Source organism: Sphaerisporangium sp. NPDC088356, from assembly GCF_040685555.1.
Taxonomy (GTDB): Bacteria; Actinomycetota; Actinomycetes; order Streptosporangiales; family Streptosporangiaceae; genus Sphaerisporangium.
In genome coordinates, this window is sequence record NZ_JBFBIK010000045.1 from 35360 (window position 1) to 55427 (window position 20068).

At 70.6% G+C, this 20068-nt stretch carries 16 protein-coding genes; 10 read left to right on the forward strand and 6 right to left on the reverse strand.

The window, feature by feature from the left end; translation table 11 throughout:
- The first annotated feature begins 11 nt into the window (after positions 1–11).
- Entirely contained in the window at positions 12–2048 is a 2037-nt protein-coding gene (locus tag AB0O34_RS18605) for a hypothetical protein (RefSeq protein WP_363916755.1), read from the forward strand.
- Positions 2049–2057: 9 nt separating this feature from the next.
- Here AB0O34_RS18605 and AB0O34_RS18610 read toward each other — a convergent pair whose 3' ends face one another.
- The 4 genes from AB0O34_RS18610 to AB0O34_RS18625 are packed head-to-tail and all read right to left on the reverse strand — an operon-like array spanning position 2058 to position 5923.
- Entirely contained in the window at positions 2058–2516 is a 459-nt protein-coding gene (locus tag AB0O34_RS18610; RefSeq protein ID WP_363916757.1) for a hotdog domain-containing protein, read from the reverse strand.
- Positions 2509–3294: an OAM dimerization domain-containing protein gene (locus AB0O34_RS18615; protein WP_363916759.1), complete on the reverse strand. Its 786-nt coding sequence runs from the start codon at positions 3292–3294 to the stop codon at positions 2509–2511. The genes AB0O34_RS18610 and AB0O34_RS18615 overlap by 8 nt, the downstream gene beginning before the upstream one ends.
- Complete coding sequence (locus AB0O34_RS18620; RefSeq protein ID WP_363916761.1) at positions 3291–4829, reverse strand: lysine 5,6-aminomutase subunit alpha; 1539 nt, start codon at positions 4827–4829, stop codon at positions 3291–3293. Before AB0O34_RS18620 ends, AB0O34_RS18615 begins: the two co-directional genes overlap by 4 nt.
- Positions 4826–5923, reverse strand: coding sequence for an L-erythro-3,5-diaminohexanoate dehydrogenase (locus AB0O34_RS18625; RefSeq protein ID WP_363916763.1), 1098 nt, complete (start codon positions 5921–5923; stop codon positions 4826–4828). Before AB0O34_RS18625 ends, AB0O34_RS18620 begins: the two co-directional genes overlap by 4 nt.
- A 186-nt stretch (positions 5924–6109) precedes the next feature.
- On the opposite strand from AB0O34_RS18625, the gene AB0O34_RS18630 reads away from it, so the two are divergent.
- Positions 6110–6931: a 3-keto-5-aminohexanoate cleavage protein gene (locus AB0O34_RS18630; protein ID WP_363916765.1), complete on the forward strand. Its 822-nt coding sequence runs from the start codon at positions 6110–6112 to the stop codon at positions 6929–6931.
- Positions 6932–6966: 35 nt separating this feature from the next.
- On the opposite strand, the gene AB0O34_RS18635 is transcribed toward AB0O34_RS18630, so the two are convergent.
- Positions 6967–8991, reverse strand: coding sequence for a prolyl oligopeptidase family serine peptidase (locus AB0O34_RS18635; protein ID WP_363916767.1), 2025 nt, complete (start codon positions 8989–8991; stop codon positions 6967–6969).
- A gap of 178 nt (positions 8992–9169) precedes the next feature.
- Between AB0O34_RS18635 and AB0O34_RS18640 the strand changes: the two genes are divergently transcribed.
- The 7 genes from AB0O34_RS18640 to AB0O34_RS18670 all read left to right on the forward strand — a co-directional run bounded on the left by AB0O34_RS18640 (position 9170) and on the right by AB0O34_RS18670 (position 17354).
- Complete coding sequence (locus AB0O34_RS18640; RefSeq protein WP_363916769.1) at positions 9170–11029, forward strand: ABC transporter substrate-binding protein; 1860 nt, start codon at positions 9170–9172, stop codon at positions 11027–11029.
- Between the two features lie 2 nt (positions 11030–11031).
- Positions 11032–12021: an ABC transporter permease gene (locus tag AB0O34_RS18645; RefSeq protein WP_363916771.1), complete on the forward strand. Its 990-nt coding sequence runs from the start codon at positions 11032–11034 to the stop codon at positions 12019–12021.
- On the forward strand, positions 12018–12911 hold the full coding sequence (locus AB0O34_RS18650; RefSeq protein WP_363916773.1) for an ABC transporter permease: 894 nt from the start codon (positions 12018–12020) through the stop codon (positions 12909–12911). Before AB0O34_RS18645 ends, AB0O34_RS18650 begins: the two co-directional genes overlap by 4 nt.
- The gene (locus AB0O34_RS18655) at positions 12908–13885 is read left to right on the forward strand and encodes an ABC transporter ATP-binding protein (protein ID WP_363916775.1); all 978 of its coding nucleotides are present in this window, start codon (positions 12908–12910) and stop codon (positions 13883–13885) included. The genes AB0O34_RS18650 and AB0O34_RS18655 overlap by 4 nt, the downstream gene beginning before the upstream one ends.
- 78 nt (positions 13886–13963) lie before the next feature.
- On the forward strand, positions 13964–14932 hold the full coding sequence (locus tag AB0O34_RS18660) for an ABC transporter ATP-binding protein (RefSeq protein ID WP_363916777.1): 969 nt from the start codon (positions 13964–13966) through the stop codon (positions 14930–14932).
- Positions 14933–16264: a M20/M25/M40 family metallo-hydrolase gene (locus tag AB0O34_RS18665; RefSeq protein WP_363916779.1), complete on the forward strand. Its 1332-nt coding sequence runs from the start codon at positions 14933–14935 to the stop codon at positions 16262–16264.
- 28 nt (positions 16265–16292) lie between these two features.
- The gene (locus AB0O34_RS18670) at positions 16293–17354 is read left to right on the forward strand and encodes a histone deacetylase family protein (RefSeq protein WP_363916781.1); all 1062 of its coding nucleotides are present in this window, start codon (positions 16293–16295) and stop codon (positions 17352–17354) included.
- Positions 17355–17621: 267 nt separating this feature from the next.
- On the opposite strand, the gene AB0O34_RS18675 is transcribed toward AB0O34_RS18670, so the two are convergent.
- Positions 17622–18962, reverse strand: coding sequence for a PHB depolymerase family esterase (locus tag AB0O34_RS18675; RefSeq protein ID WP_363916783.1), 1341 nt, complete (start codon positions 18960–18962; stop codon positions 17622–17624).
- Positions 18963–19285: 323 nt separating this feature from the next.
- On the opposite strand from AB0O34_RS18675, the gene AB0O34_RS18680 reads away from it, so the two are divergent.
- Positions 19286–19696 (forward strand): MarR family transcriptional regulator, encoded by a 411-nt coding sequence (locus tag AB0O34_RS18680; RefSeq protein ID WP_363916785.1) that lies wholly within the window; start codon positions 19286–19288, stop codon positions 19694–19696.
- The last annotated feature ends 372 nt before the right edge of the window (positions 19697–20068 follow it).

Genomic DNA, 20068 nt, shown 5'->3' on the forward strand with positions numbered 1-20068 from the left:
TTGGAGGGCATGTGCGCTGGCATCGACCGTTCTCGATCGTGACCCTGGCCGCCTCGATGATCGCGGGCTCGCCCGCGCCCGCACTCGCCGCCTCCGCGCCGGCCACACCGGCCTCGGCCACATCTGCCCCGACCGGGTCCCCGCCCGCCCCCGGATGCGACCCGATCGCCGGAACCGACTGCCTGCTGCCTTTCCCGAACAACTGGTTCACGACGAGCGCCCGCACGCCCACCGGGCTCAGGCTCAACCTGACCAGCGCGATGACGCCCAAGAACGCCGCGGGCAAGGCCGTCGACCCGGCGGCGTGGAACCTTTCCGACGGATTCTCACCCGGCTCCATGCTGCTCGCCCACGTTCCGGGCGTCGACCCCGCCGCGACCGGCGCGGCTCCGGTGACCGACGTCGGGAGCTCGCTGAAGCGGGACGCCCCGATCGTCATCGTGGACACCCGGACCGGGGAGCGCTGGCCGTACTGGGCTGAGCTCGACGCCAACGCCACCGACCCCGCGCGGCAGGCCCTGATCATCCGTCCGGCCAGGAACTTCCTGGAAGGCCATCGCTACGCCGTCGCGCTCCGGAACCTCAAGGATGCCTCCGGATCCCTGGTCGCCGCGCCTGAGACGTTCACCCGCCTCGCCGGAGCCGCGGTTCCCGGCGGGGACCCGCTGGCCGTACGGCAGACCGCGCTCCGCCGTACGCTCCAGGACCTCTCCCGCACGGGGGTGAACAGCAAGAACCTCTACCTGGCCTGGGACTTCACCATCGCGAGCGAGCAGGGTCTCGCCGGGCCCGTGCTGCGGATGCGGGACCAGGCACTCGGCCGGTTGCGCGGCGGGTCGCCGAAGTTCACGGTCACGACGGTCACCGATTTCACCCCCGAGCAGGACGCGAACATCGCGCGTGAAGTCAAGGGCGAGTTCCTGGTGCCCAACTACCTCGACCAGGCGGGTGCCCCGCCCGGTGCGGTGCTGAACCGCGACGCGTACGGCAGGCCGCAGCAGCTCGGCGACGACGTGCGCGCCCAGTTCCAGTGCGAGATCCCGCGTTCCGCGTTCACCAAGCCCGCGCGCCCGTCCCTGTACGGTCACGGACTGCTCGGCAGGATCACCGAAGTCCGGGCCTCCAACGTCAGGGCCATGGCGGGCGAGCACGGTTTCCTGTTCTGTGCCACCAAGTGGATCGGCATGGCCGACGAGGACATCCCGAACGTGGGCGGGGTGTTCGCCGACTTCTCCCGCTTCGACAGCGTGACCGACCGGCTCCAGCAGAGCTTCCTCAACTTCGTGTTCCTCGGCCGCACGATGATCACCAGGGATGGGCTGGCGAGCGACAAGGCGTTCCAGGACGTCAAGGGGCGCTCGCTGATCGACTGGCGCACCGACCTGGCCTACGACGGGAACAGCCAGGGTTCCATCGCGGGCGGCGCGCTCGTCGCCGTCTCACCCGACGTGCGCAACGGCGTGCTCGGGGTCCCCGGGATGAACTACAGCACGCTGCTCAACCGGAGCGTCGACTTCCAGCCCTTCCAGCAGGTCATGAACGGGTACTACCCCGACAAGCTGGACCAGCAGCTGTGCTTCGCGCTGATCCAGATCCTGTGGGACCGGGCAGAGACCAACGGGTACGCCCAGCACCTGGGTCACGACCCGCTGCCCGGCTCGCCGCGCCACCGCGTCCTGATGCAGGTGGCGTTCGGTGACCACCAGGTGTCGACCGTCGCCGCCGAGGTCGAGGCGCGGACGATCGGCGCCCGCGTCCATCAGCCCGCGATCGCGGCTGGCCGCAACCCCGACGTGGTCGCTTACTGGGGCATCCCGGCGCTGCCGCGCCGGCCGTACTCCGGTTCGGCGATGGTGGTCTGGGACAGCGGCACGCCCGCTCCCCCGGTGACCAACACGCCCCCGCTCGGGGAGCAGTACGGCACCGACTCCCACGAGGATCCACGTGCCGACGCGACGGCACGGCGGCAGAAGGCGTACTTCCTGAAGTACGGCGTGGTGGCCGACGTCTGTGACGGGCGCCCCTGCACGGCCCAGCACGCCGGCTGAAAGAGACGCTCAGTGGTGCGGGACCACGACGGTGCCCGAGGCGGTGACCGCCGTGATCGGTTCGGCGAGGACCTCGGCGGCCGAGGGTGAGACGGACGGCGTGGCCCGGCACACCACCCGGGCCTCGAAGGCGAGGGTCCGGCTACGGTTGCCGACGCGCGTCACCGTGGCCGACACCTCGATGACGTCCCCGGCGCGGATCGGCGCGAGGAACCGCACATCCGCGTACGAGGCGAACAGACCCTCGTCGCCGTCGGTACGGATGCACATCTCGGTGGCCACGTCGCCGAACAGGCCGAGCGCGTACGCCCCGTCGACCAGGTTGCCGCCGTAGTGGGCGTGCGAGTAGGGGACGTATCGGCGGTGGACGACGGTCAGCCCGACAAACTCTCGCGTCTGCCCGCCGTGGGGGGACCCGACGAGGTCGCCGGTCTGCCGGCTGTTCGAGGATGCGGCAAGGTCACTCATCGGGCTGCCATTCGGGGATCAGGGCGTGGACGATGAAGCTCGCCACCTCGGCGGGGGTGGTGCCCCTGCCGAAGATGCGGTCGACGCCGAGGTCGGAGGGGCTCACGGTGTCGAAGCGCGGGCCGCCGACCACGAGGAGCGGACGTCCCAGTCCCCCGCCGACGGCCGTCGGGTACGCGTCGGTGAACGCTCCGGCCATCTGCTTGGTGTTGTGGACGTGGGCGCCCTTCTGGGTCACGACCTGGGAGACGAGCACGGCGTCCGCGTTGACCGCCTTGGCGTGGGTGACGAGCGCGTCGACCTCTACTTGTGCTCCGAGGTTGTGCACCTCGATCTCCCGGTAGTACTCAAGACCCTTCTCACCGGCGAAGCCCTTGACGTTCAGGATGGCGTCGATGCCCACCGTGTGGGCGTCCGTGCCGATGCAGGCGCCGACGACCACGAGCCTGCGCTGGAGGACGGTCTTGATGGCGAGGTTGACCTGGCTCGGCGTCAGCAGGGGGTATTCACGGCCTTCGGGGACATCGATGCCCGCGTAGTCGATGAGGTGGCCGACACGCCCGTAGACGATGAAGAAGGTGAAATCAGGGCCCATCGCCTTGGCGTGTACGACGCTGGCGGGGTCCAGTCCCATCCCCCTTGCTAGCTGCGACGCCGCCGCCTCGGCACGAGGACCATGCGGCACGGGCAGCGTGAAGGACACCTGCACCATCCCGTCACCCGTGGTGTCGCCATAGGGCCGGATGATCTGCTTGATCGTGTCCAGCTCCGTCGTCACGCGTCCTCCTCGAGGATCTGGGTGGCCGGGTTGTAGTAGGCGTCGGCGTGCCGTATGACGCCGTCGAGGCCTTTGCCTCGGTCTGGGGGGCGGCGGGTCACGCCGAAGGTGCCTTCGGCTATGGCGGTGAGGAGGGAGCTGTCGCAGACGCGGTCGAGGAGGTCGACGGTCTCGGAGAGGACCTGGCGGGCCCGTTCGACCGTGAAGCCGCCCGGAGCCGGCACGAAGTCCTCGTGCAGGGCGCCGACGGCCCGGCGCACGTACCGGACGTTCGCAAGGGCCAGGTCGCGGTCCGACAGCCACGGCGTGTGGATGCCCTCGGTCATCATGCCGATGAGCAGGATGGACTGCCCGGTCAGGACCCCGGCGAGGTTGAAGAAGGCGTCCAGCAGGTAGCCGGCGAAGATGTTGCCGGTCATGTGCTTGGTGGGCGGCATGTACTTCAGCGGCGCGTCGGGGAACAGCTCCCGGACGAGCTGCGCGTGCGCCAGCTCCATCCTGAACGAATCCGGAATTTCGGGATTTATCTCGAAAGCATGCCCCAGACCGAGCTGCCAGTCCGCCAGCCCCGCCTCGTGCCCGAACCGCTCGTTGAGGAGCTGCGACGCGATGACCGTGTGCGCCGCGTCCACCGCGTCGGCCGTGGTGAGGTAGTTGTCCTCGCCCGTGTTGATGACGATGCCGGCGCGGGCGTGGACCTGACGGGAGAACCGCTGGTCCACGAACGTACGGATCGGATTGATGTCGCGGAAGATGATGCCGTACATGCAGTCGTTGAGCATCATGTCGAGCCGTTCGAGCCCCGCCAGCGTGGCGATCTCCGGCATGCACAGGCCGCTCGCGTAGTTCGTCAGCCGCACATACCGGCCCAGCTCGCCCGACACGTCGTCCAGCGCGGCGCGCATCAGGCGGAAGTTCTCCTGGGTGGCGTACGTCCCGGCGTACCCCTGCCTGGTCGCGCCCTCGGGCACGTAGTCCAGCAGCGACTGGCCGGTGGACCTGATCACCGCGATGACGTCGGCGCCCTCGCGCGCCGCCGCCTGGGCCTGCGGGATGTCCTCGTAGATGTCGCCGGTCGCGACGATCAGGTAGATCCAGGGCATCTCCGGATCACCGTGCTTGCCGAGGAGCCGCTGCCGCTCCGCCCGGTTGTGGTCGATCGTGGCGATCCCGCGCGCGACCGCCGCCCGTGCCCGCGTGCGCGCCCGTACGGCTTGCCCTCCATTCGGAACGGTGAACCTGGCGGCGAGCAGGGACAGCGGATCGTCGAGCGAGAGGCCGTGCTCGTTCAGCGCGTGGAAGACCGGGAGGGCGACGCCGTGGTCCAGCCCGGCCTGCTCGCGCACGGCGTCGGTGATCCGGTTCACCCAGGGAGTGCCGTCGGCGTCGGCGCCGGTGACCCCGGCCAGGCGGAGCACCGCCCGCTCGACCGAGACCGTGGTGTGGGTGCGCGCCAGCTCGATGACGGGCTCGGCTGCGCGGGCCGCCAGCGTCCTGGCCTTCGCGATGACGGCAGGGTCGAGTCCGAGCTTCACGCTTCCTCCAGCCGGCGTTCGAACAGCCGCCTGACGCCGGGTTCGGCACGCAGGAGGTCAAGGGCCAGGGCGGCGTGGCCGGGGACGTAGCCGTTGCCCACCAGCATGGTCACGTCGGCCGCCAGCCCTTCCGCTCCGAGGGCGGCGGCGCTGAAGGACGTGGCCATGGAGAAGAAGATCACCGTGCCGGCGTCGCGGGTGGCGAGGATCGCCCCGCCCTCGCACCCCGGCACGTCCACGCAGACGACCGTCACGTCCGCCGGTCCCCCGGCCCCTCGTACGGCCTCGGAGAGCGCGACGGGGTCGCGGGCGTCGGCGATCACGACCACGTCGGCCAGCCCGGATTCCTCCAGCAGGGCGGCCTCGGCCGCGTGGGGAACGATCCCGATCAGGCGGGCCGCTCCGGCCCCGCGGGCCGCGGCGAGGGAGAGCGAGCCGCTCTTCCCGGCCGCGCCGATGACGGCGACCACCGGGCCGAGACCGCTTTCGGCCCCCCTCCGGGAGCCATGCCCGTTGCCGGTTCGCAGGACGAAGCGTGAGGCGTACTGGCGGACCACGCGCTCGGTGAGGGCCGGGGCCCCGCACACGTCCATGACCGCCAGCGCGAGCGGGATCGGCAGGTCGCCGGGGAGCACGGCGGCGATCGAGCGGGCGAACAGGATCGCGTGGCCCGAGGCGGGGACCTGCTCGGACAGGCCGTCCCAGCCCGCCAGCCCGCCGGTGACCACGAGCGGGGTGAGCGTGAGGGAGACCAGGGTGGCGACCCGGTCGCCCGGCTTCAGGCCGAGCGGGGACTCGGGGGTGACCTCGTCCACGACGCCGACCAGCATGCCCCCGGACCCGGTCACCGGGTTGTGCATCTTGCCCCGGTCACCGATGATCTTCAAGACCTCGGCCCTGATGGCGTCGCCGTCACCGCCGTGCTTGGAGGAGAGCTGCCGGTAGGAGGCGGCGTCGAGGTTCAACCGTTCGACGCGGACGCGTACCTCGCCGGGCTGCGGGTCGGGCGATGCGTCGAGGCGCAGAGCGGCCTGGGGCAGCACGCCTCGCGGCTCCAGCACGCGGTGCAGGCCGACGGGAGAGATATCGGTCATGGAGCTTGCGCGGCGCTGAGGCCAGTGGAAGCAGCGCGGTCGACGGCGAACGCGGACGCGGTCCAGCCGCCCTCTTCACGGAAAGACAACTCTCGCATCGTTCACCGTCCTCTCGCGTCTCTTCCTGACTGGTCACTCAGGCGAACATCTTGTATCAAGCACCCCCGTCCAGGCAATATCTCGGCCATGACAACCTCGACGCTCATCACGGTCGCCCCCACGGGAGCCGAGACCGGCAAGGACGCGGCGCCCGCGCTCCCGGTGACGCTGGACGAGCTGGTGACGACCGCGAAGCGGTGCGAGGACGCCGGGGCGGCCGTGGTCCACGTGCACATCCGCGACGACGACGCCCGTCCGACACTCGACCTGCCCCGGCTGAAGGACACCGTGGCCGGGCTGCGGGCCGCGACCTCGCTGGTGGTCCAGCTCTCCACCGGCGGCGCGGTGACCGACTCGTACGCCGACCGGCTCAGGGTGCTGGACGCCGCTCCGGACGCGTGCTCGCTGACCTGCGGAACCGTCAACTTCGGCGACGAGGTGTTCCTGAACCCGTGGCCGTTCATGGCGGAGCTGTACCAGGCGACGCAGGGCCTCGGGATCGTCCCGGAGTTCGAGCTGTTCGACCTCGGCCACATCATCTCGCTGCACCGCCTGCTCGACCGGTACGGCCCGCCCCACGGCGGTCGCGTGCACTGTGACCTGGTGATGGGGGTTCCCGGAGGGTTCGGTGGCGACCTCGCCACGATGGCCTCGGCCGTGCGGGCGCTGCCGGAGGGGGCCACCTGGTCGGCGACCGGCGTCGGGCGCGCGTCACTGCCGGTGCTGTTCGGCGCGCTCGCCGGAGGCGGCCACCTGCGCGTAGGCATGGAGGACACGCTGACCTACGCCAAGGGCCGCCCTGTGCGGGACAACGCCGAGCTGGTCGAGCGGGCCGCGCGGGCCGCGGAGCTCGCCCAGCGTCCCCCGATGCCGATCGGGCAGGCCCGCGCCTTCCTCGGCGTCATCTAGGACCGTGAGCGCGTTTTCCTGGGCCGGTGAACGCGTCACCCCTTGCCGAAGGCGTCCAGGATGAAGGCGAAGATCTCGGCCTCGTAGGCGAGGTGGGCGTAGCGGCCGGTGGGGCCGCTGTGGGCGCCCTCGTCGACCTCGACGCGGAGCAGTACGGGCGAGTCGCCGGTGGCGCGCAGCTTGGCGACCCATTTGGCCGGCTCGTGGACCAGCACGCGCGGGTCGTGGACGGCTCCGGTGGCCAGCAGCGACGGGCGCCTCCCCTCGGGGAGGTTGTCGTACGGGGAGTAGGCCAGCAGCCAGTCGAAGTCCTCCTTGCGGCGCGGGTCGCCCCACTCCTCCCATTCGTTGACCGTCAGCGGGATGGAGTCGTCCAGCATGGTGGTGACGACGTCCACGAAGGGCACCTCGGCGACGACCGCCGCCCAGCGGTCCGGGCGCAGCGTGTACACGGCCGCCTGGAGGAGGCCGCCGGCCGACCTTCCCCGCGTGGCGATCCGTGAGACGCGGCCGTCGGCGAGCCAGTCGGCGACGTCGATGTAGTCCTGGAAGCTGTTGATCTTGTTGCCGTACCGCCCCTGGAGCCACCAGTCGCGGCCCATCTGCCCGCCGCCACGGATGTGCGCCTCGGCGAACACCACGCCCTCGTCGAGCAGCACAGAAAGGGCCGTCTCGAAGGCTGGGTCGTCCGTCGCCTCGTAGGCGCCGTACCCGTGGAGCAGGCACGGGGCCGACCCGTCCAGCGGCACATCGGCCCGGCGGGCGATCGTCACCGGGACCGGGACGCCGTCGCGGGCCGGGACCCAGTGCAGCTCGCTGACGTACGCCGACGGGTCGTAGCCGGGGACCTCGGCCGTCTTGACGAGCATGCGCTCGCCGGTGTCCAGGTCGAGCGAGAACCAGCGCGTCGGCTCGGTGTACGAGCCGGTCTCGATGGTGATCGACCGGGTGTCGTAGACCTCGTTGCGCACGTGGGCGATCCGGCCGGTGGGCAGCTCGGAGCGGACCTCGTACGGCTCGCCGCCGTCGAGCGGGATGACCCGGAGCAGCGGTTCGCCGCCCCTGCGCAGGCTGAGCACGATGTGGTGGGCGAAGCAGTCGGCCGCGTGGATTCGCTCCGCCTGGCCGGGCCGGCCCAGCTCGGTCCACTCGCCGAGCCGCCCCGGCGTGGCCAGGGAGGCGGTGACGGTACGGAACTCGGGGTGCCCGTCGTCGGTCACGATGACCAGGCGGCCGGAGGTGGCGTCGTGGTCGACGCGGTACTCGCGGCCGGGGCGGCGGCCGGCGACGGAGCGTGGCCCGGCGTCCTCGACCAGCCAGACCTCGGTGGTGTCGCGGCTCGCGGCGGTGACGGTGATCAGCTCGCCGGACCTGGCGGCGCGTACGGTCAGCTCGAAGCGCCGGTCGTCCTCACGGATCACCAGCGCGTCACCGGCGGTCCCGGGGGCGGCGCCGAGGACATGCCGGCGCACCTCGTACGGGCGGTAGACCGCGTCCACGACCGTGTAGAGGAACTCCCGGGAGTCGGCCGACCAGGCGCCGGTGTAGTAGGTGCCGGGAACCCGGTCGGGGAGGTCCTCGCCGGTGGTCAGGTCGCGGAAGCGCAGCTCGTAGACCTCGTCCCCGGTGGTGTCGACCGAATAGGCGAGGTAGCGGTCACACGGGCTGACTTCGCAGACCCCCAGCTCGACGTAGCCGGTGGCCGCCGCGAGAGCGTCGAGATCAAGTACGGAAATCGCAGCTTCGACTGATTTATCATCCTTTTTACGGCAGAGCTCGCCGAATTCTCTTCCGGAAACGGTGCGGGTGTAGTAGACAAATGCCCCACGGCGCCAACTGACTGAAGACTCAGTCTCGGGCGTCCGTACAGCCATTTTGCTGACGAGCTCCTGTCGGAGGTGGGCGGTATGTGCCATCTGGGCCTCGTAGTGCCGCCGCTCGGCGACCAGGTGCCCGCGCACCGCGTCCGCGTCCCGCATCCATTCGTAGTCATCGGCCCGCTCGACGCCGTGCAGGGAGTGGATCGTGGGCCTGCGGGGAGCGGTGGGAGGTGCGGTCATGGCTGGACGCTAACACTCCGACTGAGCGGTCGGTCAAGAGTTCCCTGAGCCCCGACCGGACCACCCCGCCCCTCGCTCCGCCGCCGCGACCCGGCCTTCCCCGCCGTCCCGGCACCGACCGCACCGCCCCGAGAACCCGACTGCACACCCCCGAATATCGCGCCCCCCGGAGGACGATATGCCGATATTTCCCCGCGCACGCGTGCCCCGGGTGGTCCTCGCCCTCATCACCGGGCTGGTCACCATGGGCAGCCTGGCCGCACCCGCGTACGCCGCTCCCCCGAGCCCCGCCGCGTCGCAGGGCAAGAAGGTCTTCACCGTCGGCATCCTGTCCGACGTGGACTCGGTGAACCCCTTCACCGGCATCGTCGTCGAGGCCTACGAGGTCTGGGGGCTGATGTACGACCCCCTCATCGGCTACAGCCCGAAGGACTTCTCCCCCACACCGCTGCTCGCCGAGTCGTGGACCGAGGCGCCGGACAAGAAGAGCTGGACGTACAAGATCCGCTCGGGGGTGAAGTGGACGGACGGCCGGCCCCTCACCGCCAGGGACGCCGCCTACACCTTCAACCGGATAATCCAAGGCGACTACGAGAAGACCAACTACGGCAACTACGTCACCAACATCACCAAGGCCGAGGCGCCCGACGACACCACGCTGGTGCTGCACGTCAAGAAGCCCACGCCGATCATGACCCGCCTCGCCGTGCCGATCCTGCCCGAGCACATCTGGAAGGACGTCGACGGCAAGAAGGTGAAGTCCTACAGCAACGAGCCGTCGGGCGCCCCCATCGTCGGCTCGGGACCGTTCACGCTGGTGGAGCGGAAGAAGGGCCAGTACATCAGGATGGCCGCCAACCCCGGCTACTGGCGGGGCGCACCCAAGATCGACGAGGTCGTCTACCGGGTCTTCACCAACGCCGACGCCGAGGCGCAGGCGCTGACCCGCGGCGAGATCGACTACGCCTTCGACCTCCAGGCCAACGTCTTCAAGTCGCTCAAGGACAGGCCGGGCATCACCACCCGCGCCGCCAAGTACAGCGGCTTCAACGAGATCGCCTTCAACACCGGCGCGGCGCTGGCCGACGGCACGCCCATCGGCAACGGCAGCGCCGCGCTGAAGGACAAGAACGTCCGCCTGGCCATCTCGCACGCGCTCGACCGCAAGACCCTGGTCAACCGGGTGCTCGACGGCAACGGCGAGCCCGCCACCTCGGTGGTCCCCCCGATCTACGCGAACCTGCACTACGAGCCGCCCGCCAAGCAGGACTTCGACCAGGCCAAGGCCAACCAGCTCCTCGACGCCGCCGGGTACGCCAAGGGGTCCGACGGCATCCGGGAGAAGGCCGGCAAGAAGCTGTCGCTGCGGCTGTTCACCCGGCAGGAGTCGCAGGAGTCGCAGAACACCGGCGAGTTCGTCAAGGGCTGGCTGAAGGACGTCGGCGTCGACGTCAAGGTCAAGGTGGTGTCGGAGGACGCGCTCACCGAGATCATCGGCCGGGGCGAGTTCGACATGTTCGAGTGGGGGTGGGTGGTCGAGCCGGACCCCGACTACCAGCTCTCGGTGTTCACCTGCGGCAAGCGCAGCTACAAGGACGGCAACGCGGTCTACGCCGACCTGTCGGACTCCTTCTACTGCAACCCGGCGTACGACAAGCTGTACGACGCGCAGTCCGGTGAGACCGACGCGGCCAAGCGCGCCGAGCTCGTCAAGCAGATGCAGCAGATGGTCTACGACGACGCGGCCTACGCGGTGACCTACTACTACGACGACAACGTCGCCTACCGCAGCGACCGCTGGACCGGGTTCGTGCCCCAGCCCGACCCCGACGGCTCGATCCTGTTCCAGTACGGCACCTACTCCTACCTCAACCTCCAGCCCATGACCGCGGCGGCCCACAAGAGCGGTACCTCGTCCGGAGGGTCGGGCACCGGCCTGCTCGCCGGCGTCGGAGCCGCGGTGATCCTGCTCGGCGGCGGCGCCGTGCTCCTGGTCTCCCGCAGGCGCCGGGCCGCCGGCGCGGACGAGCGGGAGTAGGCATGGCGGTCACGACCGTCCCGGGCACCGCCACGCGTGCCCGTGCCCGTCTCCTCACCGGCACGAGCGGCTACGTCATCCGCAAGGTGAGCTGGTCGCTCGGGACGCTGTTCTTCGTCCTGGTGTTCAACTTCTTCCTGTTCCGGCTGCTGCCCGGCGACCCGGTCGGCCTCTACAACCGCGGCCGCAACATGCCGGCGGGCCAGATGGCCAAGCTGCGGGCGCAGCTGAACCAGCCGATCGGCACGCAGTTCCTGGACTACCTCGCCAACCCCTTCGCCAGCACGATCAACTCGACCCGGTTCAACCGCCCCGTCTGGGATGTCATCGGCGAGCGGATCTGGCCGACGGTGCTGCTGGTGGGCACCGCCATCCTGATCGCGTCGGTGGCCGGCGTCTGGATCGGGATCCGCAGCGGGTGGCGCAGGGGAAGCGGCTTCGACCGGGGCGCCACCTCGATCACGCTGGTCCTCTACGCCATGCCGGAGTTCTGGCTCGGCATGATGTTCCTGATCGCGTTCCCGTTCTTCCCGAGCGGCGGCATCGCCACCCCGGACGACGGCGGGGTCCTGGACGTCGCCTGGCACATGGTGCTGCCGGTGGCCTCGCTGACGCTGGTCTACCTGGCCGAGTACTCCACGATCATGCGGGCCTCGCTCCTTGACGAGGTGGGCCAGGACTACCTCCAGCTGGCCAGGGCCAAGGGGCTCAGGGACGATCTCGTACGGCGGCGCCACGCGGTGCCGAACGCGCTGCTGCCGACCATGACGCTCATCCTGATGAACCTGGGCTTCGTGATCGGCGGCGCCATCACGGTCGAGACGGTGTTCTCCTGGCCCGGTCTCGGCCTGCTGTCGTACGAGGCGCTCCGCGGCCCGGACATCCCCCTGCTCCAGGCCGTCTTCCTGCTCTTCTCGATCGGGGTGGTCGTCTTCATGCTCATCGCCGACCTGCTGTACGCGGTCATCGACCCCAGGGTGAGTAGCTCATGACCTCCGCCGCCACCATCGTCAGGGCGCGCCGCAGGGCGACCCTCACCCGCTTCTGGCGCGACTACCGCTCCCACCGGACCGGCATCGCCGGGCTGGTGATCCTCGGCGTCTTCGCCCTGGTCGCGATCTTCGCACCGCTGCTGGCCGATCCCTCCGGGCTCGACATCACCAAGGCCACGGCCCCCGGGCACATGGCGCCGTCGCCCGGCTACCCGCTCGGGACCGACGAGAACGGCCGCTCGGTGCTGACCCTGCTGATCCACGGCACCCGCATGTCGCTGCTCGTGGGCCTGGCGGCCACCGTGATCGCGATGGTCATCGGCACCGCGATCGGCGTCATGGCCGGGTTCTACTCCGGTTGGTTGCGGTCGATCCTGAACGCGGTGTCCGACTGGTTCCTGGTCATCCCGTTCCTGCCGCTCGCCATCGTGATGGCCACCATCCTGGGCGCGTCCCTGCTCAACATCATCATCGTGATCGGGGTGACGTCCTGGCCGGGTACGGCCCGGCTGGTCTGCGCGCAGACGCTGTCGGTGCGCGAGCGGCCGTACATGGAAAGGGCCAAGGCGCTCGGGGCGAGCGACTGGCACCAGATGACCCGGCACGTGCTGCCGAACGTCATGCCCCTGGTCATGGCGCACGTCGTGCTGACCGTCTCGATCGCGATCCTGTCGGAGACCACGCTGTCCTTCCTCGGCCTCGGCGACCCGACCCGGCCGTCCTGGGGCTACATCCTCGACCACGCCTTCTCCACCGGGGCCATGACCAACAACGAGTGGTGGTTCGTCATGCCGCCGGGCATCTGCGTCGTGCTGGTGGTGCTGGCTTTCACCCTCATCGGCCGCACGCTGGAGGCCGTGCTCAACCCCCGTCTCAAGGAGACGAGATGACTCTGCTGGAGCTCAGGGACCTGAACGTCACCTACGCCGGGGACGTGCCGGCCGTACGGGGCGTGGACCTCTCGGTCGCCCCGGGACAGGTGCTCGGCATCGCGGGCGAGTCCGGCTGCGGCAAGTCGACGATCACGAACGCCGTGCTGCGGCTGCTCCCCCGCTCGGCCAAGGTCGGCGGGCAGGTGCTGCTCGACGGCGAGGACGTGTACGGCATGTCGTTCGGGCGGCTGCGGGCCGTCAGGTGGGCGGAGGCCTCGATCGTCTTCCAGGGGGCGCTGCACTCGCTCAACGCGGTGCAGCGCATCGGCAGGCAGATCGCCGAGCCGATCCTTCTGCACTCCAAGGCGACGAGGAAGGAGGCCGACCGGCGGGTCGGCGAGCTGCTTGAGCAGGTGGGGCTGCCCGCCAGACGGGCCAGGGACTACCCGCACCAGCTGTCGGGCGGCCAGCGGCAGCGGGTGATGGTCGCGCTCGCCCTGGCCTGCGGGCCGCGCCTGCTCATCGCGGACGAGCCGACCACGGCGCTCGACGTCATGGTCCAGGCGCAGGTGCTCGCGCTGCTGTCGTCGCTGGTCAGGGACCTCGGGCTATCCATGGTCCTGATATCTCATGACTTGTCGGTGCTCGGGTCGACGTGCGATCGGGTGGCCGTCATGTACGCGGGGCGCGTGGTCGAGCAGGGCCCGGCCACCGCCGTCTTCGACGACCCCCGCCATCCCTACAGCGCCGCGCTCGCCGGAGCGTTCCCGAGGATCGGCGACGAGCGGTTCCGGTACAGCCCGCGCGGGCTGCCCGGCGACCCGCCCTTCCCCGGCGACCTGCCGGGCGGGTGCGAGTTCCACCCGCGGTGCCCTGTGGCTCTGGACAAGTGCGCCACCACCGAGGTCGCCCTCGCCGAGCTGGGCGACGGCCGTACCTCCGCCTGCCTCCGCGCCACCGAACCCAACCTGGACCTCCGAGGAGCGCGATGAGCCAGCCCCCTCCCCTCCTGCTCCTGGGAGGCGGCCGATGACCTGCTCCCTTTCTCTCCGGCTCCTGCGAGGTGCCCGATGAGCGAGACCTCGCGAGGCGCCGGCGTCGCCCTCGGCGCCCACGGGCTCCACGTGCGCTTCGGCACGGCTCGGGCTGTGGACGGCGTCGAGCTGGAGATCGGCTCGGGCGAGATCGTCGCCCTGGTCGGCGAGTCCGGCTGCGGCAAGACCACTCTCGCCCGGAGCCTGCTCGGCCTGGTCCGCCCCGCCGAGGGATCCGTCATGCACGGCGACCACCCGCTGAGCTACGCCAGGGGCGCGCTGAAGGAGTTCCGGCGGCACGTCCAGCTCGTCCTGCAGGACCCGACGGGATCGCTGAACCCCCGGCACACGGTGTACGAGGCCGTGGCCGAGGGACTGCGCATCCACGGGATCTCCGGCGACGAGGAGACCCGGGTCTCCGAGGCGCTGGCGAAGGCCGGGCTCCGCCCGCCGGAGCGGTTCTTCCTGCGCTACCCGCACGAGCTGTCCGGCGGGCAGCGCCAGCGCGTGGTGATCGCGGGCGCCCTGGTGCTGGAGCCGGACGTGCTGGTCGCCGACGAGCCCGTGTCGTCCCTGGACGCCTCGGTACGCGGCGAGATCCTCGCGCTGCTGCTCAAACTGCGCGCCGAGCTCGGGCTTTCCGTGCTGGTCGTCACCCACGACCTCGGCCTGGCCTGGAACATCGCCGACCGCGTCGCGGTGATGTACCTCGGCAGGATCGTGGAGACCGGCCCGACCGCCGAGGTGCTGCTCGCGCCCCGGCACCCGTACACCAAGGCCCTGCTGTCGGTGGTGCCGGAGATCAACAAGCTGGAACCCGTAGTCCTGGTGGGCGAGACGCCCGATCCATCCCGCATCCCGGCGGGCTGCCGCTTCCGTCCTCGCTGCCCGGCCTACGCCGCCGTGCTTCCCAAGGAGGTGGCCGCGCGCTGCGAGACCGAGCCGCCGGCCGTACTCCCCGCCGACCGCGGCCACCACGCCGCCTGCCACCTCACGGAGGCCTGATTGACCACCCCCGCCACCTCCGCGCCCGGAGTCGGGCAGATCCTGTCCGACCTGATCCGGCTGGACACCACCAACGAGGGCGACAACCGGGGACGCGGTGAGCGTGGCGCGGCCGAGTACGTCGCCGGGCTCCTCGCCGGCGCCGGGATCGAGGCGCGGATCCTGGAGTCGGCGCCCGGCAGGGCCAACGTCGTCGCCCGTGTCCCGGGCGCGGCCCCCTCGCGCGACCCGTTCCTCGTCCACGGCCACCTCGACGTCGTGCCCGCGAACGCCGCGGACTGGGCCGTCCACCCCTTCTCCGGCGAGATCGTCGACGGCGTCGTCTGGGGCCGGGGCGCGGTGGACATGAAGGGCACCTGCTCCATGACGCTGGCGCTGGTCCGGTCGTGGGCCGACGCCGGGGTCAGGCCTGACCTGGACGTCGTGCTGGCGTTCACCGCGGACGAGGAGGCCACCGGCGAGTACGGCTCGTACTTCCTGGCCAGGAAGCACGCCGCGCTGTTCGAGGGCTGCCGGGAGGCGATCAGCGAGGACGGCGGCTACACCGTGCACCACGAGGGCCGGCGGATCTACCCAGTGGCCGTCGGCGAGCAGGGCATGGCCTGGATGCGGCTGACCGCGAGCGGCGTGGCCGGGCACGGCTCGATGCCGCCGGTCGACAACGCGGTGGCCGAGCTCTGCCACGCCATGTCGCGCCTGGCGTCCTACCACTGGCCGGTGCGGCTCACGCCCGGGGTGCGGGGCATGCTCGACGCCCTGGCCGCAGCCCTCGGCGAGACCATCGACCACGACCGGCTGGACGCCGAGGCCGAACGGCTCGGCGCGGTGGGCGACCTGTTCAGGCCGGTGCTGCGCAACTCCGCCAATCCGACCATGCTGAACGCGGGTTACAAGGTCAACGTGATCCCCGGGTCCGCCGAGGCCCAGGTGGACGGCCGGTTCCTGCCCGGCTTCCGGGACGAGTTCCTGGAGACCGTCGACCGCCTGCTCGGCCCCAAGGTCACCCGCGAGTTCGTCTGCTTCGAGGACGCCCCCGCGGCCGACCCCGGCGGCCCGACGTTCGACGCGCTGTGCTCCTCGCTGGTCGCCGAGGACCCCGGCGCCATCCCCGTGCCGTACGTCATGAGCGGCGGCACCGACGCGAAGGCCTTCCACGAGCTCGGCGTCGTCTCCTACGGCTTCGCCCCGCTCGCGCTGCCGCCCGACCTCGACTACTACGGCATGTTCCACGGCATCGACGAGCGCGTGCCCGTCTCCGCCCTGGAGTTCGGCGTCCGCGTCCTCGACCGCTTCTTCAGGACGGCCGGGCCGTCCGGGGAAGGCTCCGCGTGATCGCGGTGAGGCCACCTGGGGCTTCGAAGTGATCACCGCCGTCTGGTCGCCGGCCTGCCTGGAGCACGTGCCGGGCGCCGAGATCTGGATCGGGGTGAGGACTCCCGGCACCGAGGTGCCCGAGCGCGCGACGTCGATCGCCGCCGCGCTGGCAGAGGCCGGGGCAGAGCTGGTGGAGGCGGTCCCCCACGACGACGCCCCGCTCCGCGCCGTCCACGATCCCGGGATGATCGACCACCTGCGCGACGTGTGGGAGCAGTGGGCCACGGCCGGGTACCCGCGGGACCCGGGACAGGATCGCGTGGTGCCGTACGTCTTCCCGACCTCGGCGATGCTCGCCGGGATGCCCTCGCGTACCCCCACCGCCGTGCACGCCCGCGCGGGGCTGTGGTGCTACGACACCATGACCCTCGTCGGTCCCGGCACGTGGCCCGCCGCGCGGGCGGCGGTGGACGCGGCGCTCACAGCGGCCGGCCTGGTCGCCGCCGGGACATCGCGGGCGGTGTACGCGCTCTGCCGCCCGCCGGGACACCACGCCGCGCCCGCCGGGTACGGCGGGTCGTGCTACCTCAACAACGCCGCCGTGGCGGCCCAGGCGCTGCGCGGCCACGGGTTCGAGCGGGTCGCGATCATCGACGTGGACGCGCACCACGGCAACGGCACCCAGGCCGTGTTCTGGGAACGGCCCGACGTGTTCTACGGGTCGGTCCACGTCGATCCGGGGGCGGGGTGGTTCCCCCACTACCTCGGCTTCGCGGACGAGGAGGGCGCGGGAGCGGGCCGGGGCACGACCGTGAACGTCCCGCTGGCCCCCGGGTCCGGCGACGAGGCCTGGTTCGCCGGGGTCGAACGGCTGTGCGCGGCGGTCGCGTCGTACGGGGCGGAGGCGGTCGTGGTCTCGCTCGGCGTGGACGCGGCGGCCGACGACCCCGAGAGCCCGCTCCGGGTCAGCGCGGACGGGTACCACCGGACGGGGTACCTGATCGGCCGGCTCGGCCTTCCCGTGGTGGCCGTCCAGGAGGGCGGCTACCACCTGCCCACCCTCGGGCCCCTGGTCGTCCAGACCCTCACCGGCCTCACCACCCGCTGAAGGACGACCCGGGGCCGCTACAGCCGGAGGCACACCTGTTGGCTGCTGCTTCGACCGGCTACCGCTAGGCGGTACGGCCCGCGGTCCGCGGCAGTGGCCTCCTCGGCGACCATCGCACTCGCGTCCCTCCGTGACGGGGAGGCAACGTCAGCTTCGGGTTCAACGGCTCGTGAAACGGTGTGGCGCAAGCCCTGACCCCTTAGGTGAGCTCGCGCCAACCGGGCGCGGCGGCGCTGTCGGCAGCCGTCACCGGAGACCGTTTCGCCGTTACGTGATGGCGCAGATACTGCCGTTGACGGTGAACTGGCTGGGCGCCGTGTTCGTACCGCTGTAGGAGGCCTGGAAGCCGAAGCTGGTGCCGGCCCCGGGGGCGATGGTGCCGTTGTAACTCACATTGCGTGCGGTGACCTGCGCTCCGGACTGGGTCACGGTGGCGTTCCAGGCGTTGGCGACCTGCTGGTTGCCCGGCCAGGTCCACGTCACGGTCCAGCCGTTGATGGCCGTCGTACCGCGGTTGGTGATCGTGATGTCCGCGGTGAACCCGTTGTTCCAGCTGTTAGCGGTGTAGACGACCCTGCACGGTGAAGCCGTCGGCGTGACGGTGGGGGACGGGGTGACGGTGGGCGTGGGGGATGGAGTGACGGTGGGCGTGGGAGAGGGGGAAACGGTCGGGCTCGGGGACGGCGAGGCTCCGGTGAGACCGAAGAACTGGATGGCGACCGCCGCCATGCCACTCGTGGGCAGGCTGTGGCCGGCACCCTGGATGCTGTACGCCTCGACCTTCACCGATCCCGACGCGTCGGCGAAGCGGCGCAGGTTCCAGCCGGCCTGCGGGGTGGCGGTACTGGTCGGTGTCTGGTTCAGGCCGTGCACGTTCGTCCACTGCTTGACCTCCTCCTCCAGTTCGGCATAGGCGACGACGGTGTCGCTGGTGCCGTGCCACAGTTGCATCCGCGGCCACGGCCCCCGGTAGCTCGGGTTCGCGTTGCGCACCAGGTCGCCCCACTGCTGCGCGGTCTTGCCGACGCACGGGGCGGAGTTGCCACCCGGCTGGTAGGCGGCCTCGTTGGGGAAGCACGTGAACGGCACTCCCATGAACGCCGCGCCCGCCTTGAACACCTCCGGATACAGGGCGAGCATGGCGTTGGTCATCATGGCGCCTGAGGAACTGCCCGTCGCGAACACCCTGCTCGGGTCCCCGTGGTACTGCTGCTCGACGTAGGTGACCATGGACATGAGCGACACCGGGTCGGTCTGGCCGCCGCGCACCTTCGAGGCGTCCGACCAGTTGTCGAAACAGTTGGCCTTCTTCGACGCTGACGGGAAGATCGCGACGAAGCCGTACCTGTCGGCCAGCGACGCGAACTCGCTGGAGGAGTAGAAGCCCGGCCCCGAGCCACCGCACGGGTGCATGGCGAGCACGATTGCCGGGTTCGGCTGCACGTTGTTCGGCACGTACACGTACATGCGAAGGTTGCCCGGGTTGGCGCCGAAGTTCGTCACCTCGGTCATGGTGGCCGCGGCGGCGTAATGCGGGAACACCAGCGCGGCGGCCGCGTACAGCAGCGCTGCGCAGGCAGTGGCGAGTAAGGCGGTCAATCGTTTCATCCGCTCTCCTCTGCTGGGTATGGGCTTGTCCTCCGCGCGGTGGCGCGGGGCCGCCGGGCCGGGGGAATGCCGCAGGTCGGGTTCGGCGCTTGAAAGTAGACGTGGCCCGTGATCGGTCGTCAAGGTGACGCCTGAAGCGGACCGCCGACCAGGCCCCGAGACGGCGCCTTTGGGCTGGTTATAAAGCCACTTGTTATCAAGTGCCTTGATATCGGTCGCGAAACTTACATTCGGTGGCCGCACGGTATGGTCTTCCGGTGAGCGCCCGCCGACCTGTTCAGAATTCTCAGCCGGCTCCGCCTGCCCCACGCCTGAGCTACCTGGTGTACCGGCTGGAGCGTCGCATCCGGGCCCGCCTGGACGAGGCGCTCTTCCGCCACGGCGTCACCACCCCCACCTACATGGTGCTCAGCGAACTGCGGATGCGCGACGGATTGTCATCGGCGGAACTAGCCCGCATCGCCTTCGTCACGCCGCAGGCGATGCACCTCGTCATACGCGACCTGGAGCGGCGTGAGCTGATCCGTCGCGATCCGCACCCGGACGGCGGCCGGGTGCTGTGCGCCCACCTCACCCGTAAGGGCCTGTCCCTGCTGAAGCACTGCGATCGCTTGCTCGACGCCATCGAGACGGCCATGCTCGCCGAGGTCGACGACGCGATGGGCAAGACGCTGGTGGAGGGGCTGACAACGTGTGCCCGGGCCCTGCGTCCCGACGCGGACATGCACCTCTGACGTGGTCTCCAGGTCAGGCGGTAGCCGGAACGGCCCTGTGGGCGCGCCCCTGTAGCCGTGTATCCACGACGCGCCGCCCCTAGTGCTTCTCCACGGCCCGGCCGCGTGTCCGCCGACCGCGCCGCGCAGCCCGATGATGCTGGACTTAGTCCGCAGCTGGTGACCGGCGGTCATTGCCCGCGCAGTCGGTATAGGGCCTGGTGGCCGGAGGTCTCCACTGCCTCCGGCCACCGAGCCTTCTGGTCTTGCCGGGGAGTTACCGCAACTGGTGGTGGCTGATGGGCAGCGACTGCGTCTGCCGGGTGTGGGTCATCGGGTCCAGGTCCATTTCTGGTTGTTGCCGCCGGTGCAGGAGTAGAGCTGGAGTTTGGT